The organism is Phyllobacterium sp. MT110 (assembly GCF_058792715.1).
Genome location: NZ_JBXAFE010000004.1, coordinates 226,501 through 243,201 on the forward strand (window position 1 = coordinate 226,501; position 16,701 = coordinate 243,201).

General features: G+C 62.7%; 16 protein-coding genes. 9 read left to right on the forward strand and 7 right to left on the reverse strand.

Annotation, left to right across the window (positions count from 1 at the left end; all coding sequences use genetic code 11):
- Positions 1–5 precede the first annotated feature (5 nt).
- Positions 6–1,484 carry a xanthine dehydrogenase small subunit gene (xdhA, locus tag AC1Q5O_RS18875; RefSeq protein WP_492565081.1) on the reverse strand — a complete coding sequence of 493 codons (1,479 nt, stop codon included), beginning with the start codon at positions 1,482–1,484 and terminating at the stop codon, positions 6–8.
- 6 nt (positions 1,485–1,490) lie between these two features.
- The gene (gene uraH, locus AC1Q5O_RS18880) at positions 1,491–1,859 is read right to left on the reverse strand and encodes a hydroxyisourate hydrolase (protein ID WP_105735171.1); all 369 of its coding nucleotides are present in this window, start codon (positions 1,857–1,859) and stop codon (positions 1,491–1,493) included.
- A gap of 181 nt (positions 1,860–2,040) precedes the next feature.
- Here uraH and puuE point away from each other — a divergent pair, with 181 nt between their 5' ends.
- Both puuE and AC1Q5O_RS18890 read left to right on the forward strand, forming a co-directional pair.
- The gene (gene puuE / locus AC1Q5O_RS18885) at positions 2,041–3,459 is read left to right on the forward strand and encodes an allantoinase PuuE (protein WP_492565084.1); all 1,419 of its coding nucleotides are present in this window, start codon (positions 2,041–2,043) and stop codon (positions 3,457–3,459) included.
- A gap of 27 nt (positions 3,460–3,486) precedes the next feature.
- Complete coding sequence (locus AC1Q5O_RS18890) at positions 3,487–3,972, forward strand: ureidoglycolate lyase (RefSeq protein WP_464664458.1); 486 nt, start codon at positions 3,487–3,489, stop codon at positions 3,970–3,972.
- On the opposite strand, the gene AC1Q5O_RS18895 is transcribed toward AC1Q5O_RS18890, so the two are convergent.
- Positions 3,959–4,882, reverse strand: a complete 924-nt coding sequence (locus AC1Q5O_RS18895) for a LysR family transcriptional regulator (protein WP_492565085.1) — start codon at positions 4,880–4,882, stop codon at positions 3,959–3,961. The two genes, AC1Q5O_RS18890 and AC1Q5O_RS18895, sit on opposite strands and share 14 nt — an antisense overlap.
- A gap of 152 nt (positions 4,883–5,034) precedes the next feature.
- On the opposite strand from AC1Q5O_RS18895, the gene AC1Q5O_RS18900 reads away from it, so the two are divergent.
- A complete protein-coding gene (locus AC1Q5O_RS18900; RefSeq protein WP_492565086.1) occupies positions 5,035–5,913 on the forward strand; it encodes an arginase family protein in 879 nt (292 codons plus the stop codon).
- A 60-nt stretch (positions 5,914–5,973) separates the two neighbouring features.
- Here the strand turns inward: AC1Q5O_RS18900 and AC1Q5O_RS18905 are convergent, their stop codons facing one another.
- The 4 genes from AC1Q5O_RS18905 to AC1Q5O_RS18920 form a co-directional block, all read right to left on the reverse strand.
- Positions 5,974–6,579, reverse strand: a complete 606-nt coding sequence (locus AC1Q5O_RS18905) for a deaminase (RefSeq protein WP_492565088.1) — start codon at positions 6,577–6,579, stop codon at positions 5,974–5,976.
- Positions 6,580–6,646: 67 nt separating this feature from the next.
- Positions 6,647–7,939: an NCS2 family permease gene (locus AC1Q5O_RS18910; protein ID WP_223615447.1), complete on the reverse strand. Its 1,293-nt coding sequence runs from the start codon at positions 7,937–7,939 to the stop codon at positions 6,647–6,649.
- A 346-nt stretch (positions 7,940–8,285) separates the two neighbouring features.
- A complete protein-coding gene (locus AC1Q5O_RS18915; RefSeq protein WP_492565091.1) occupies positions 8,286–9,542 on the reverse strand; it encodes an ATP-binding protein in 1,257 nt (418 codons plus the stop codon).
- A 58-nt stretch (positions 9,543–9,600) separates the two neighbouring features.
- Positions 9,601–10,788 (reverse strand): serine hydrolase, encoded by a 1,188-nt coding sequence (locus AC1Q5O_RS18920; RefSeq protein ID WP_492565092.1) that lies wholly within the window; start codon positions 10,786–10,788, stop codon positions 9,601–9,603.
- Positions 10,789–11,110: 322 nt separating this feature from the next.
- Between AC1Q5O_RS18920 and AC1Q5O_RS18925 the strand changes: the two genes are divergently transcribed.
- The 6 genes from AC1Q5O_RS18925 (at position 11,111) to AC1Q5O_RS18950 (ending at position 16,696) form a co-directional block, all read left to right on the forward strand.
- The gene (locus tag AC1Q5O_RS18925) at positions 11,111–11,947 is read left to right on the forward strand and encodes a metallophosphoesterase family protein (RefSeq protein ID WP_492565094.1); all 837 of its coding nucleotides are present in this window, start codon (positions 11,111–11,113) and stop codon (positions 11,945–11,947) included.
- Complete coding sequence (locus tag AC1Q5O_RS18930; protein WP_346307666.1) at positions 11,944–13,098, forward strand: ABC transporter ATP-binding protein; 1,155 nt, start codon at positions 11,944–11,946, stop codon at positions 13,096–13,098. Before AC1Q5O_RS18925 ends, AC1Q5O_RS18930 begins: the two co-directional genes overlap by 4 nt.
- Positions 13,091–14,035, forward strand: a complete 945-nt coding sequence (locus AC1Q5O_RS18935) for a carbohydrate ABC transporter permease (RefSeq protein WP_492565095.1) — start codon at positions 13,091–13,093, stop codon at positions 14,033–14,035. Before AC1Q5O_RS18930 ends, AC1Q5O_RS18935 begins: the two co-directional genes overlap by 8 nt.
- Positions 14,032–14,868, forward strand: a complete 837-nt coding sequence (locus tag AC1Q5O_RS18940; RefSeq protein WP_492565096.1) for a carbohydrate ABC transporter permease — start codon at positions 14,032–14,034, stop codon at positions 14,866–14,868. Before AC1Q5O_RS18935 ends, AC1Q5O_RS18940 begins: the two co-directional genes overlap by 4 nt.
- Before the next feature lie 25 nt (positions 14,869–14,893).
- Positions 14,894–16,159 carry an ABC transporter substrate-binding protein gene (locus AC1Q5O_RS18945; RefSeq protein WP_472459738.1) on the forward strand — a complete coding sequence of 422 codons (1,266 nt, stop codon included), beginning with the start codon at positions 14,894–14,896 and terminating at the stop codon, positions 16,157–16,159.
- A gap of 195 nt (positions 16,160–16,354) precedes the next feature.
- Positions 16,355–16,696, forward strand: coding sequence for a PilZ domain-containing protein (locus AC1Q5O_RS18950; protein WP_346307662.1), 342 nt, complete (start codon positions 16,355–16,357; stop codon positions 16,694–16,696).
- The last annotated feature ends 5 nt before the right edge of the window (positions 16,697–16,701 follow it).

Sequence of the window (16,701 nt, forward strand, 5' to 3'; positions counted from 1 at the left end):
TCCTCCTAGCCCGCAACCGCGGCATAACGGTTCAGCCGAATATTGTCTTCGCCCGTCGTCTCCAGATGGAAGCGGCGCAGCAGGTTCCTGGCGGTCAAAAGGCGGTAGTCCGCCGAGGCGCGCCAGTCGGTCAGCGGCGTGAAATCCGCTGCAAAGGCCGCCATCGCCCGCTCGATAGCCGCGTCATCCCATGAGGAGCCCGTCAGCACCTCTTCGACGGCGGCCGCGCGCTTTGGCGTCCCTGCCATGCCGCCGAAGGCGATCGTGGCAGCCTGTACCTTGCCAGCCGTGTCGAGCAGCACCTTGAACGCACCGCACACCGACGAAATGTCCTCGTCGAGCCGTTTCGATATCTTGTAGACGGCGAACAGTTCGCCCGGCTTGAGCGCGGGAATGTGGATCGCCTCGACGAATTCTCCCGGCACGCGGTCCTGTTTGCCATAGTCGATGAAGTATTTTTCCATCGGCACGGTCCGGCGGTTCGGCCCCTTGCGCAGGCGCACGCTTGCACCAAGCGCAATCAGCGCCGGGGGCGTATCGCCGATGGGCGAACCATTGGCGACGTTGCCGCCGATCGTGCCCATATTGCGCACCTGCTCGCCGCCGATGCGGTTCCACAGCTCCGACAATTGCGGGAAATGTTCCGAGATGGCCGGATAGGCATCGGTGTAGCTCACACCGGCGCCGAGCGTCAGCCCGTCCTCGTCGGCCGTGATCCGGCGGAGCCCGTCCAGATGCGAGGTGAAGATGACGGGGCCGATCTCCCGCATGAATTTCGTCACCCACAGCCCGACATCGGTCGAACCGGCAACGATGGTTGCGCCGGGATTGGCGTCGAGAACAGCGGCGAAATCATCCACATCGGCGGGCAGGATAAAGCGCCGCTTGCCTTCGCCGATATCGACGCGCCTGCCGTCCTTCAATGCCTGCAGCTGTTCGATGACCCGTGCGCGCTCGGCGACAAGCGGATCATTGCCGGCATTGCGCGCCGACACGCTTTGCGCTGCGCGGATGATGGCGGCATAGCCGGTGCAGCGGCACAGATTGCCCTGCAGCGCTTTTTCAATGTCCCGCACCGCCGGGCTCGGATTGTGCATCCACAGGCCGTAGAGCGACATGACGAAACCGGGTGTGCAGAAGCCGCACTGGGAAGCATGGGTGTCGACCATCGCCTGCTGCACCGGATGCAGCGTACCGTCGGCTGCGGCAAGCGCCTCCACCGTGACGATATGGCAGGCATCGAGCGAGCCGACAAAACGGATGCAGGCATTGACCGATTCATAGGTGAGCTGGCCATGGGTCAGGCGGCCGACCAGGACAGTGCAGGCGCCGCAATCGCCTTCGGCGCAGCCCTCCTTGGTGCCCCGCAACCGGCGATCGAGGCGCAGGAAATCGAGTAGCGTCTGGGTTGCCGCCACATCGGTCAGTTCGACATGCCGGTCATTGAGCAGGAAGCGGAGGCTGGTGCGCGTCTGGATATCCATGGCCGGTCAGCTCCCGCGATAGGTCGAATAGGCATAGGGCGCGACGAGCAGCGGCACGTGGTAGTGTGCGGCCTCGTCACCGATGCCGAAGCGGATCGGCACCACATCGAGGAACGGCACGGCGCCATCGGTCTGCCCGCCGAGATAGGCGCCGACATGAAAACGCAGCTCGTAGGTGCCGGCACGCATCTCCGCGCCGGCCAGAAGCGGTGCATCGCAGCGTCCGTCCGCATTGGTGCGCGTGCTGCGCAGTGCCGAGAACTGCTCGCCGTCAAGACGCAGGAGATCGACCCGCAGGTTGGCGGCAGGCTTGCCGCTGGCGGTATCCAGCACATGCGTCGTCAGACGGCCTGTCGTTTCGTTCTGAGAACTCATGAGCGTTCCTCCCTCCCGAGGCGGATTTTCCACTTTTGCATCGCCCAGTTTGCCCGGCGCGGCGGCGGTGCAGTAGGCGGCGCTTCCTTGCAGGACTTTCAAAATTTTCTGGGGGAATGCATCTCCGCTTATTTGATTATTCATGGGATCGGACCAGCAGAGTGGAGGACGGATCGCTGCCATGAGATACCCCAGAGACTTGCATGGATACGGAGAAACCCCGCCGCAGGCCCATTGGCCGGCCGGCGCAAAAATCGCCGTCCAGTTCGTTGTGAACTATGAGGAAGGCGGCGAGAACTGCGTCCTGCACGGGGATGCCGCGTCGGAAGCCTTTCTCTCGGAAATCATCGGCGCGCAGGCCTGGCCGGGCCAGCGGCACTGGAACATGGAATCGATCTACGAATATGGCGCGCGGGCCGGTTTCTGGCGCCTGCACCGCCTGTTCACCGACCGGAAGGTGCCTGTAACCGTCTATGGCGTGGCAACCGCCCTGCAGCGCTCGCCTGCACAGGTCCGCGCCATGCTGGATGCGGACTGGGAGATCGCCTCGCACGGGCTGAAGTGGATCGAATACAAGGATTATTCCAGGGAGGCGGAGCGCGAGCACATGCGCGAGGCCATCCGCATCCACGCGGATATCACCGGCGAGCGGCCGAAGGGCTGGTACACCGGCCGCTGCTCGGTCAACACGGTGGACCTCGCAACGGAGGAAGGCGGCTTCGACTATGTGTCGGATTCCTATGCCGACGACCTGCCCTACTGGCACGAGGCCGCCGGCCGGCAGCAGCTGATCATCCCCTATACGCTGGATGCCAATGACATGCGCTTCGCCACGCCGCAGGGCTTCAATTCCGGCGAGCAGTTCTTCTCCTACCTCAAGGACAGTTTCGACACGCTCTACGCCGAAGGCGAGGCCGGTTCTCCCAAGATGATGAGCATCGGCCTGCATTGCCGCCTTGCCGGCAGGCCGGGGCGCGCGGCCGCCGTCGCAAGGTTCATCGACTATGTGCAGAGCCACAGCCATGTCTGGCTGGCGCGGCGCATCGACATTGCCCGGCACTGGGCAGAAACCCATCCGCAGCCCTCCGGCGAACCGCGCCCGTCGGGACTGGCGGAAGCGGCATTCGTGGCGCGCTTTGGCGGCGTGTTCGAACATTCCGAATGGATCGCGCAGCGCGCCTTTGCCGGCGAGCTTTCCCATGGGCACGACACGGCAGCGGGGCTTCATGCCCTGCTGACCACCGTCTTCCGCGACGCGTCGGCGGAGGAACGGCTTGCCGTGCTTACCGCCCACCCGGATCTCGCGGGGAAACTGGCGCAGGCCAAGCGGCTGACGGAAAGTTCCACACAGGAACAGGCATCCGCCGGTCTCGATGCCCTGACCGACGCGGAGCGCGCGCAGTTCGAAGCGCTCAACGGCCTCTACGTCGAAACCTTCGGCTTCCCCTTCATCATCGCGGTCAAGGACCACAGCAAGGATGGCATCCTTGAAGCCTTCCGGGCGCGCGTCAAGAACGACCGGGAAACCGAATTCAACACCGCCTGCCGGCAGGTGGAGCGGATCGCGTTTCTCCGCCTGCAGGGCCTGCTGCCAAACTGAGGGATGACCATGTCAGGTTCAACAGCCATGCGCGAGATTCGGATACAGCCCCTTACCCGTGAAGCGTTCCAGCCCTTCGGCGACGTGATCGAGGTGGAGGGATCATCCAGCTTTCCCATCAATCACGGCATGTGCATGCGCTATCACGACCTGGCGAAGGTCGAGACAACCGGGGAAAACCCGCGCGTGCTGATCAGCCTCCTGCGCGGCAAGCCCTATGATTTGCCGCTGACGCTGACGATGGTGGAGCGGCATCCGCTCGGCAGCCAGGCCTTCATGCCGCTGTCCGCCCATCCCCTGCTGGTCGTGGTCGCCCATGACCTGCCCGGCGGGGCGGGCGATCCCATCGCCTTCCTGACGGGGCCGGGACAGGGTGTGAACATCCATCGCAATATCTGGCATGGCATCCTCACGCCCCTCGGCGGTATCTCGGATTTTATCGTCGTGGATCGCGGCGGCGACGGTAACAATCTCGAGGAACATTTTTACCCCGAACCGTTCATCGTCCGCTGAGCGTGGCCGGCGGCATGCCGGCTTTCCCGAAGCGCTCGACAAGCCACTGGATAAAGGCCTTCAGCCTGGCGCTCTGATGCCTGCCGGGTGGATACACCACATGGAACGGCAGCGGCGGATGGCTCCATTCGCCGAGGATTTCAACGAGTTGCCCGGACTCCAGGTAAGGCTGGACGAACGGCCTGAGATTCTGTCCGATACCGAGCCCTGCCAGCATCATGGCGATCTGGCCATTGTCCTCATTGGCGGAGAATTGCAGCTCGCTGACGGTGTACCTGTCACCGGGCTTCACGAACAGCATCGGCTTGGCCCTGCCATCCGCATGCGAGAAGAAGCCAACCTTGCAGTGGCGGCCCGCGAGTTCCTGCGGGGCCGCAGGCGTCCCCATGCGTTCGAGATAGGCGGGCGACGCGCACGTCACGAACCCGGCATCGAACAGGTGCCGTGCCACGAGGGACAGGTCGCCGATGTCCCCGGCCCTGATCGCACAGTCCACGCCCTCGCCGACGATGTTCGCCGTTCGGTTGCTTGTGCCCAAGGCAATGGTTATGTGCGGGTATTGCGCATGGAAATCCGGCAGGTGCGGGATCAGGATATTCTGGGCGAACGTGGCGGTGGATTCGATGCGCAGATGCCCTCGCGGTGTCAGCTTGCTGCCGCGCACCGCTCCGTCGGCCTCGTCGATCTCCGCCACCAGACGGGCCGCATGGCGGTAATATTCCTCGCCCTCCGGTGTCACCGCGACGTGGCGGGTGGTCCTGTGCATCAGCCGGGTGCCGAGATGCTTTTCCAGATCGGTCACGAGCTTGCTCACCGTCGAGCGCGGCAGCAGCAGCTGGTTGGCAGCGCCCCGGAAGGAACCGAATTCAACGACCCGTACGAAGGCGCGCATCGCAAGCAGCTGATTCACCGCGTTTCTCCACGTGCGAACGATTGTCCACGATTATGGACAGTGATGCCATCAATGCGGCATTTTGTTTCCGATTTCAATCACCTATTTCCTGCTTTCAGCGCGGCCGGAGCCCGTCCGGCTGCTCGTCTCCCACAGGAAAGAGTGAATCCATGACCATCGATCCGATGAAAATTCTGCGCCTGAACCTGCCGCAATGGCAGGGCGGCGACCATCCCGACTATGCAATCGGCGCCCGCGTGCTCGCTGCCTTGGCGCCGCAGGCGCCGGGACCGGAAGAGACGGTGGCCGTGCCGGAAGCCGATGACGCCCAGCGGCCGGTCGAGCGGGGCATCGTCTCCCGCCAGCCGCTGCTCGATCTCATCGCCGCAACCAGCGCATCCATCGCCCGGCACGATCCCGAGGCCATTGTCACCCTTGGGGGCGACTGCCTCATCGACCTCGCGCCGATTGCCTATCTCAATGCGAGATACGGCGACGATCTCGCGATTCTCTGGGTGGATGCCCACCCCGACGTGATGGGACCGCAGCAGTTCCGCAACGCCCATGCGCATGTCCTTGCCATGCTGATGGGCATGGGCGATCCGGATTTCGTTGCCGCCGTGCCCAAGCCGGTGAAGGCCAGCCAGATCCTCTATGTCGGCCTGACCGAGACCACCCCGTTCGAAACCGATTTCATCCCGAAGCACGGCCTGGCACGGCTCAGCCCGGAAAACCTGGCGGGTTCGGCCGAGCCCGTCCTCGCCTGGCTGCGCGCGTCCGGCGCCAGGAAGGTGGCGGTGCATTTCGACCTCGATGTGCTCGATCCCGCTTTCTACGATTTCCTTCTTTCGCAGGACCCCGCTGCCAGTCCGGATGCCTTTGACGGCGTCGCGAAAGGCCGGATGCGCTTCGAGGAAGTGGCCGGAATTCTGCGGGCGGTGAATGCCGAAGCCGATATTGTCGGGCTGGCGATCGCCGAATACATGCCGTGGAGCGCGATCCGGCTGGCAAAATCGCTGCGGACACTGCCACTTCTCGGCAGCGGTTAGCCAAAACGGACGAGACGGGGCGCAAACCCCGTCTCGTCCATGTGTCGATGGGTCGACCCCCTAGTTCAGCGGGATCGAATTCTGATCCTTGCCCGCCTGATACTGGTTCGACAGATCCGCATATTTCTTGGCGATCCGGGCGGCACGGGCATGCAGCCTGCCCCGGTCCGGCTCCGGCAGCGCCGCGATCAGCGCGTGGATGGCAAAGCTTTTCCAGAACGCATTTTCAGTGTTGTAACCGCCGGGCTCCAGCGTGAAGACTTCCTTCAGAATCTTCAGGTCATGCGGGATGGCGAAGGCATCGCGGGAATCCTCATGGCTGAAGAAATAGTAGAAATTGTCGAAGCCGGCCCAGGTGATGGCCGAAAGGCACATCGAGCAGGGTTCGTGCGTCGACAGGAAGATGAGATCCCTGGGGTCCGGACGCTTGTCCGGGTTCACTTCGTAGAAGCGCTTGAGCGTATGCACCTCGCCGTGCCAGAGCGGGTTTTCCGTCTCGTTGTTCGTCTCCGCCAGAACGAGCGACAGATCCGATTTGCGCAGCAAGGCGGCGCCGAAAATCTTGTTGCCTGCCGCCACACCCTTTTCCGTCATCGGAATGATGTGATGCTCCATCGCGTCGAGCAGCGCATCGATCGTCGCGGTCGTTGGTCTTTCCACAGTCATTGACGTGTCCTTCGCTTAAGCCTGCAAACAGTCTGGCCCGGATGCGGCATGCATCCGGGCCGCTTTTTCACACAGGGAACAGGGTGTAACGGACGACAAACAGGATCGCCACGAGCCAGGTTGCCAGATGCACGTCCTTGACCCGGCCCGTGAACGTCTTGATCACGACGTAGCTGATGAAGCCGAAGGCAAGACCGTTGGCGATCGAGTAGGTGAACGGGATCATCAGCGCGGTCAGTGCCGCTGGGGTTGCCTCGGTGACATCACCCCATTCGATGTCGGTGAGTTCACGCATCATCAGGCCGGCGACGTAGAGCAAGGCTGGTGCCGTGGCATAACCCGGAACGGAACCGGCCAGCGGCGAGATGAACAGGGCCGCCAGGAACAGGACGGCAATGGTGAGCGCCGTCAATCCGGTCCGGCCGCCGGCCTGAACGCCCGATGCGCTTTCGACATAGGCGGTGGTGCTGCTGGTGCCCAGCAGCGAACCGGCAACGATGGCGGTGCTGTCGGCAAACAGGGCGCGTCCGAGACGGTTGGGTTTCCCCTCCTCGATCAGGCCGGCACGCTTGCTCACACCGATCAGCGTTCCCGTGGCATCGAACACCTCGACCAGCACGAATACCAGGATCACCTGCAGCAGGCCCGTATGCAGGGCGCCCATGATATCGAGCTGCAGGAATGTCGGCGCGAGGCTCGGCGGGGCGGAAAACACGCCCTTGAACTCGCTGGCGCCCACGGCCATCGACAGGACGGTGACCACGAGAATGCCGATGAGGATCGCACCGCGCACCTTCAGGGCATCGAGCGCCGCGATGATGAAAAAGCCCAGCATGGCGAACAGGGCGGGCGTGCTGCCGAGATGGCCCAGACCGATGAAGGTGGCGGGGTTGGCGACGATGATCCCGGAATTCTTCAGCGCGATGAAGGCAAGGAAGAGGCCGATGCCCGCCGCAATGGAACTGCGCAGCGATTTGGGAATGCCGGCAACAAGCCAGCTGCGCACGCCCGTAACGGTGAGCAGGATGAAAATACATCCGGAAATGAAAACGGCACCCAGCGCCTGCTGCCAGCTGAAGCCCATCGCCGCCACGACTGTGAAGGCGAAGAAGGCATTGAGACCCATGCCCGGCGCCATGCCGATGGGCCAGTTGGCGACAAGCGCCATGACCAGCGAACCGACCGCCGCGGCGATACAGGTGGCGACAAAGATGGCATTGCGGTCCATTCCCGTCGACGACAAAATCTCCGGATTGACGAAGATGATGTACGACATCGTCAGGAATGTCGTCAGTCCCGCGAGCATTTCAATGCGTGCGGATGTGTTGTGTTCTCGTAGCTTGAAAAGCTTTTCGAGCATGATTCCTCCCCCTGGCTCTCGCCGAGTCTCCGGTTGCTGCGTGACCCCCTTGGATCGGCGAGTCGCATGGCTGCCTGTTTTGAGTTTTCGAACGTCTTCAATCAAGAGAAAACTGGCGCAGCTCCTCCACAGCCAGCCTCTCCTCAGTGCTTCCACTGCGGGGCTGATAGTGCGTCTTCCGGCGCGGCGATGCTAGGCCATGATTTCCGCAGACATGAGCGAAACAGCTTCAATATTTTATTGATGCCAGCTAAGTTTCGGATGGGAAAAGAGACAGATAGCGGCTGCCGCTATCCCGCTCATTCATAGAAACATTTGCCGCATCCCGCAAGCATCCCTCGCTGACTTAACTCAACCACAGGCTGGACAGCGGCATTGCATGCAGCTTTTCACCGAAGGGCGTTATCCGGTCGTGATCGTGCAGCACGATGCCGTGGACGAAGCGGTCGCCGACCGCCTCCTGCAGCTGGCGCAGCCCGCGCAGATCCTGCTGGCGCACGGTGGCCGCCGCCTTGACCTCGATGCCGATGACCCGGCCACGCCTGTCCTCGATGACCAGATCGACCTCGTCCTGATCCTTGGTGCGGTAATGCGAAAAGGTCAGGCGGCGCTCCGACCAGGCCGCCAGCTTGAAGATTTCCGACACGACAAAGCTTTCCAGGATGGCGCCGAACCGCGTGCGGTCGCTCAGCACGTCGTCGGCATCGGTGTCGCGCAGGGCGCCGAGCAGACCGGTATCGAGAAAATGCAGCTTGGGCGTCTTGATCAGCCGGGTCAGGCGGTTGGTGGACCAGGGCGGCAAGGTGCGCACCAGGAACAGGCGTTCGAGAATGGCGACATATTTCTGCGCCGTCACGCTGGAAAGGCCGAGCGCCGCACCGAAACTGGAATGGTTGGTCAGTTGGCCCGCATGTTCGGCCAGCACATCGAGCAGCCGCGGCAGGCGGTCCAGCTGATCGATATTGGCAATGTCCCGCACGTCGCGGTCGAGAATGAGGGCAACGTAGTCTTCCAGCCAGGCCTTGCGGCGCGCTGGCGACGACCGGCGCACGACCTCGGGGTAGCCGCCGCGCAGCACGATATCGCTCAGGGCCTGTCCGGTGACCGGGCGGGCTGCCAGCTGCAGATCGTCCCCGGCAAACAGCCGGTCGAGAAAATTGCCCGGCGTTCCCGCCAGTTCGCATTGTGCAAACGGCAGCAGCGGGATGACCGCCATGCGTCCCGCGAGGGAATCGGCGATGGCCGGAACCGTGGCGAGATTGGCCGATCCCGTCAGCAGGAAGCGCCCTGGCTCCTGATCGGTATCGACGCTCTCCTTGATCGCCAGCATCAGTTCCGGCGCGCGCTGCACTTCGTCGATGACGGCCCGTTTCAGCCCGCGGATGAAGCCGACCGGATCGGTACGGGCCGCCTGCAGGGTCGCGGCATCGTCCAATGTCAGATACGGCCTGTCGGCACCCGAGAACTGGCGGGCCAGCGTCGTCTTGCCCGCCTGGCGCGGGCCGGCGATCAGCACGACCCGCGTATCCGACAGGGCGGTTGCGACGTGCGGCCCGACGCGTCTTTCGATCAGGCCATGCTTTTCAGGCGGGGAATCACTCATGCGTCCACTCCTAAATCATTTACCGTCTGATTTAAAGCGAATAGACGTCTATTTTTAATCACATGCGCGATGCAATACAGGCGAACGAGCGGCGCTTCAGTTCGGAACAGGCGGCACTTGCAGCCTGTAGATCCGTGAAACCACCAAACCGCACCCGAAAGCGCTTGGCTGCGGGTTCAATATAACCCTTGGCCTCGGGCAAAATCGAACGGACCAGCTGATCCGCCTTGCCCAGCAGCCGGTTGGCATCGGCGCGCGTATCCACCGCACCGATCTGGATATTCCACTGGCCGCTTGTTTTCAAAGGCTGAAGACCACCGTCGCCCTGCTCGATGGCGGATTCATCGATAAGTTCGGCAATGCCGGGTTTGCGCTGCGGTTCGGCTTTGGCAATAAGATTATTGCCACGTTTGCCCGCATCGCTTGCAAGCGGCATGTACTGGGTCAAAAGCTCCGCCATCCGGTCATCACGCGACCGGCCGGTCTTGCCGCCGAGGACAACGCCGACAATATGCCTGTTGTTGTCAGTGAACGAGGATACGAGATTGAAACCTGAAGCGTCGGTATAGCCGGTCTTGATCCCGTCAACGCCGGCATAGCGATACATCAGATTGTTGTGACCGTTGATCTGCTTGCCGCGGAAGACGAAGGACCGCTGCGAGAAAAGACCATATTCCTTGGGGAAATCGCGCATCACGGCCACGCCCAGCACGGCCATATCCCGCGCCGTTGTCGTCTGTCCCTTTTCCGTCAGGCCGGATGCGTTGCGGAACACCGTGTTTCTGAGACCAAGCTGCCGTGCACGCTGGGTCATCTGCTGTGCAAAACGCGCCTCCGATCCGGCCAGATGCTCACCCATAGCGGAAGCCGCATCATTGGCCGAAAGGATGATCATGGCATCCACGGCTTCGCGCACGCTCAGCGTATCGCCGCCGCGCATCCACAGCTTCGCCGGAATCTTGCGGGCAGCGTTGGCCGACATGACGATACGATCATCCCACTTCAGCTTGCCCTTCCGGATCGCCTCGAAGGTTAGATAAAGCGTCATCATCTTAGCCAGCGAGGCCGGTCCGTGCGGCGCATAGCCGTTGCCCTCGCCTAGGACCTTGCCGGTCGGCACGTCGAGCACCAGCCAAGGCTGGTCCGCTGCCTGCGCCGCGCCCGCCAAACCGGTGGCAAGGGCACAGGCCAGCGCAAGCGTTCTGACGCGGTACAACAGGCTTTGACGAGCGAAACCAAGGAGCATTGCGGGATCTCCATGCGAAAGGGGCGAAGGGCATAATTCAACGGGTTGGGCGTCGGTTGAGACTACTGAGGCCGAGGTTGACAAGGTGTAAACAACCATGGTGAACGGCGTGATCTTCACCGCTGATTGAGCAGAAATTGCGGCCGGCCTATCCGCCCTGTCCGCCCCGCATGGGGCAACGAGGTTCATTGAATTGTCATTGGCTTGAAACGCAGCTGTCACAGACCAAGCCTAAGAAGACCCCGCGCCGGGTCGGGTCGAAAATGGCTTTCCCCCAGCACCACATGCGCCCCCATTGTTCGATTTTGAAGAGAGATATCCTGTGCGGATCATCCAGATCACCGACACTCACCTCAGCCCTTCCAAGGCCCATTTCAACGCCAACTGGTCACCTCTGGCCCAATGGGTCGCGGAGCAGAAACCGGACCTGGTGGTGCACACGGGCGATCTGTCCATCGACGGCGCGGATATCGAGGATGACCTGGCCTTCTCCGCCGGATTGCTGAACGCGCTTCCCGTCAAGGTCCTGAGCCTGCCCGGCAACCACGACGTCGGCCACATGCCCGGCAGCCCGCAGCCGGTCAACGCCACGCGCATCGACCGCTGGCGCGAAATGGTCGGACCGGACCGCTGGATTCACGACATGGACGGCTGGCGGCTGGTCGGCCTCAACAGCCTGATCCTCGGCAATGACAGCCTCGAAGAGGAAGAACAGTTCGACTGGCTCGAGGACGCGCTTGCCGAAGCGGAGACCCGCCGCATCGCCCTCTTCGCGCACAAACCCTTGTTTGTCGACGCGGCCGACGAAGGCGAAACCGGTTACTGGAGCGTTCGCCCTGCGCCGCGCAAACGGCTGCTCGACCTGATCGGGGAATATGATGTGGCCCTGCATGCCAGCGGGCACCTGCACCGCGCCTGGCAGGGCATGCACAACGACACCAGTCTCGTCTGGGCCCCGGCTTCGTCGTTCGTCGTCGGGGATATGGAGCGGGACATGCCCGGCCAGCGCATTGTCGGCGCGGCGATCCATACGCTGACCGACACGGTTGCAACAGACATCGTCGAGATCGGCAGCCTTTCGCGCTTCATCCTCGATGACGTCATCGAGGAGGTCTATCCGCGTGCACGCATCGCGCAGGCACCGGAGACAGCCGCATGAGCGCGTTCGCCCTCAGGAACATCTCGAAGTCCTACGGCACGAACAGCATCCTGAACGATGTCAGCATCGAAGCGGAAGACGGCGAGTTCATCGCCCTCGTCGGGCCATCCGGTTGCGGCAAGAGCACCTTGCTGCGCATTGCCGCCGGTCTTGACCATGGCGATGCCGGCAGCATCTGGATGGGCGACCGCGAAATCACGGCGGAGCACCCGGCCGACCGCAATGTGGCGATGGTGTTCCAGTCCTATGCGCTCTATCCGCACCTGACCGCCGAGCAGAACATTGCCGTGCCGCTGGCCATGCGCACGCTTTCCACCCTGCAGCGCATGCCGTTGCTTGGCCGCTTCATCGCGGGCCGAAGCGCCGCGCAGGCGGCAATCAAACAGCAGGTGCTGGCCACGGCAACCAGCCTGAAGATCGACCACCTGCTCGACCGCAAGCCGGGACAGATGTCCGGCGGCCAGCGCCAGCGCGTGGCGCTCGCCCGGGCGCTGGTGCGCCAGCCCGGCGTGTTCCTGATGGACGAGCCGCTTTCCAATCTCGACGCCAATCTGCGCGTGCACACCCGCGCGGAGATCGTCGACCTGCACCGGCGCACCGGCGTGCCGACCATCTACGTCACGCACGACCAGTCGGAAGCCCTCAGCATGGCCGACCGGGTCGCCGTGATGATGGGCGGCAAGGTGCTGCAGTTCGCCTCGCCTGCCGAGATCTATGACGATCCGCGCCATGTCGAGGTGGCAAAGTTTGTCGGCAGCCCGCGCATCAACATCATCGATGCCGTGACCGCGGACAATGGCACGGTGTTCTTCAGCGGCAAGGCCGTGGTCGACGGCGTCACCGGTCCGGTCGGCACGCCGGTCCAGCTCGCAATCCGGCCGGAGCGCATCAGGCTGAGGCCGCAGGGCGCCAAGGGCATTGCCGCCACCGTCACCCGGCTGGAGTTCCTCGGCTCGGAAGTGCTGGTGACAACGCAGGCCGATGGCGCCGGGGACGGCATTGTCATCAAGGCCGCCCCGGCCGACGTCACCCATCTGGGTATGGGATCGCCGGTCACGCTCGAGATCGACAGGGATGCCTGCCTCGTCTTCGGGCAGGACGGGCTGCGCGTGCCGCTGCGGGCAACGGCAAGGGTTGCCGTCGATGCATGAGACCGCGATACCCAATCTTCTTCCCGCCAGCCGGACCACTGCTCGGCAGGCGGCCATCCGCGCCGCCAAACGCGAAGAGCGCGTGGCCTGGCAGCTGGCTGCACCGGCAATCCTGCTCATCATCGTCCTGATATTGCTGCCGACACTCGCCGTCTTTGTCTTCAGCCTGACCAATTATGAGCTCGGCTATGACGACTTCCAGTTCATCGGCCTCGACAATTATATCGAGCTCTTCGCCGACCGGACGTTCCTCATCTCGCTGAAGAACACCGCCGTCTATACCGCCATCGTCACGCCCTTTTCCGTGTTCATCGGACTTGGCGTCGCTCTCCTCATCGAGAGCGAGACGCGCGGCCGCGCCTTCTTCCGCACCGTGTACTTCCTGCCCGTCGCCTCGCTGCTGGTGGCCATGGCAACGGTGTTCCAGTACCTGCTGCACCCGACCATCGGCCCGGTCAACGCCATGCTGTCCATGCTCGGCATTGCCGGTCCCAACTGGCTCGGCAGCAGCAGCACCGTGCTGATCAGCCTGGCGATCATCGGCATCTGGCAGTCGGTCGGTTTCAACATGGTGCTGTTTCTTGCGGGCCTGACCGCCATCCCGCGCGAACTTTATGCCGCGGCGGAAGTGGATGGCGCCAAGGGCAGCTGGGAGCGCTTCCGGCTCGTCACCTGGCCGATGCTCGGACCGACCACCCTGTTCGTCGCCACGATCAGCGTGATCAATGCGGTGAAGGTGTTCGAGACGGTCAAGACGCTGACCGAGGGCGGCCCGAACAAGGCTTCGGAAGTGCTTCTGTGGACCATCTATCAGGAGGGCTTCGTCTATCTGCGCGTCGGCTATGCCTCGGCCATGACCGTCATCTTCCTCGCTTTCCTCATCGTGCTGATGCTCGTCCAATACCGGGTTCTCGACAGACGGGTGCACTACACATGAAAAACACCGCCTTCTTCTCCATGCGCAACCTGCGCCTCGGTGTCCTGTCCGCCGGTGCGCTCGTCTTCCTGGCGCCCTATATCTGGATGATTTCCACGGCGGCGAAATCCCGCGAGGAAATCTTTTCGTCCTCGCTCACCCTTTTGCCGCAGCACTGGGCGCTGTGGGAAAACCTTGCCAAGGCGCTCACCCGGGTGCCGATGGGCCAGCTCCTGTGGAACGGGCTTGTCGTCTGCGGCCTGATCTTCTTCTTCCAGGTGGTCATCGCCATTCCCTGCGCCTATGCCATGGCCAAGCTGAAATTCCGCGCCGCCCGCACGATGATGACGCTTGTCATGCTCGGGCTGCTCATCCCCATTCATGCCACTGCCCTGCCCATCTATGTGGCCCTGAACAAGGCCGGCATGCTCAACAGCTATTTTGCCCTGTCCGCGCCGTTTTTCATCTCGGTCTTCGGCATCTTCCTGTTCCTGCAGTTTTTCCGCGCCATGCCGGACGACCTGATCTCGGCTGCCCGGCTCGATGGCATGTCGGAGCTTGCCATCGTCAACCGGGTGATCGTTCCCAATGCCTGGCCGGCCGTCACCGCCTTCGCCATCTTCTCGGTGGTGGCGCACTGGAACGACCTGTTCTGGCCGCTCATCGTCATCACCGGCAGCGAACGGGCGACACCGCCTTTGGGCCTCCTGTTCTTCCGCGCCGCCGAAGCCGGCGACGATTACGGCGCGCTGATGGCCGCAACCCTCATCATCACCCTGCCGCTCGTTGCAGCCTTCCTGCTGGCGCAGCGGCGTTTCATCGAAGGCATCACCCTCACCGGCCTCAAAGGCTGACCGTTCCCAAGACCAGGAGATAACAATGAGCTTCTTCCGAAAGACGATTGCGGCAGCCGCGATCGCCACCGCGTTCAGTGTTCCCGCTTTCGCGGAAACCACCCTGAACGTGCATTACCCGATGCCCGGCTTCTTCAAGGATGTGATGGATGTCATCTCCAAGAAGTTCATGGAAGAAAACCCCGATATCAAGATCAGCTTCGTCAGCCCCTCGGCCACCTATGAGGAAGGCATCCAGACGATCCTGCGGCAGGCGGGAACCGCCGAAATGCCCGATATCACCTTCATCGGCCTCAACCGCCTGCGCATGATTGCCGAGCGCAGCGTCAACGTCGACATGAAGCCGCTGATCGCCAAGGAGCCTGATATGGCGGCCCAGGGCTTCAGCGACAACATCCTTCGCCTCGCCCAGGTCGGCGACCAGCAGGTTGGCCTTGCCTTCGCCACCTCCAACCCGATCATGTACTACAACGCCGACCTGATCCGGCAGGCGGGCGGCAATCCCGACCAGCCGCCGAAGACCTGGGACGAGGTCATTGCCCTCGGCGCCAAGGTCAAGGCGCTCGGCAACGGCAATGAAGGCATCGATTTCCGCTGGCAGGGCGATGACTGGATGTTCTCCGCCCTGCTGTTCGGCGCCGGCGGCACCATGCTTTCGCCGGATGAAAAGAAAGTCGCCTTCAACGGCCCGGAAGGCATCGCCGCCTTCAACCTCGTCAGCCGTCTGGTCAAGGAGGGCGGCATGCCCGTCCTGACCAAGCAGGCGGGTGAACAGGCCTTCGTTGCCGGCAAGGTGGGCTTTGCCTTCCAGACCACGGGCGCGCTGCGCAACACGATCAAGAATGTCGGCACGAAGTTCGACCTGCGCACCGGCCCGCTGCCGCTGCTCAATCCGGAAAAGGGTCATCTGCCTACGGGCGGCAATGCCGTCGTCATCCTGACCAAGGATGCCGCCAAGCAGCAGGCTGCATGGAAATTCGCCAAGTTCGCCGCCGGTCCCTACGGCGCTTCGGTGGTGGTTCCCGGCACCGGCTATGTGCCGAACAACGAACTTGCTGCGAAGTCGCCGGACTATCTCGCCGATTTCTACAAGCAGAACCCGCTGTTCCAGGCTGGTCTCAACCAGATGAACCGCATGATCCCCTGGTATGCCTTCCCCGGCACCAATGGCGTCAAGGTGACACAGACAATCGTCGACAACCTCTCACGTGTCGTCGAACAGTCGGCCACACCGCAGGAAGCCCTGAACAACGCGGCCGACGAGGTCCAGAAGCTTCTGCCACGCCGCTGACACCGGTTCAATCAAGGACAGGCGCCCTGCCCACCACGACAAGGCGCCTGTCCGCATCACACGCATTTGCCAACTTGGTATAACGGTTTTGCAATGGTTTGAGACTATGACCATCAGGGACAACCACCGGCTTGAAATATGTATCCCGGATACGTACTCGCGCCGGACCATCAATCCTTGCTGGACCAGCCATCGATGCCACCAACCGAATCCGGCCACAAGACGGAAAAGCGTATTGAAGAACGCAAGCGGACACGCCTGCGCTCAGGAAAGCTTGCAACGCTTGAAGGCCAGTTTCTGACCGAGTGCCACTTTCACAACATTGCCGGCGGCGGCGCCCGCATCCGCACCGTGGGGCCCTGCACCATTCCCAACCGCTTCTGGCTGTTCGACGACCAGTATCGCGGGGCGCTGATGACCGAGATTGTCTGGCACCGGGATGGCGACTTCGGCGTGCGCTTCATCGAGGATGCGAATGTGACACCGCTGAGCGAAGCGGTCCTCAGCGCCCTTGCCGGAAAATACTATTCCCTGTGAGGCGG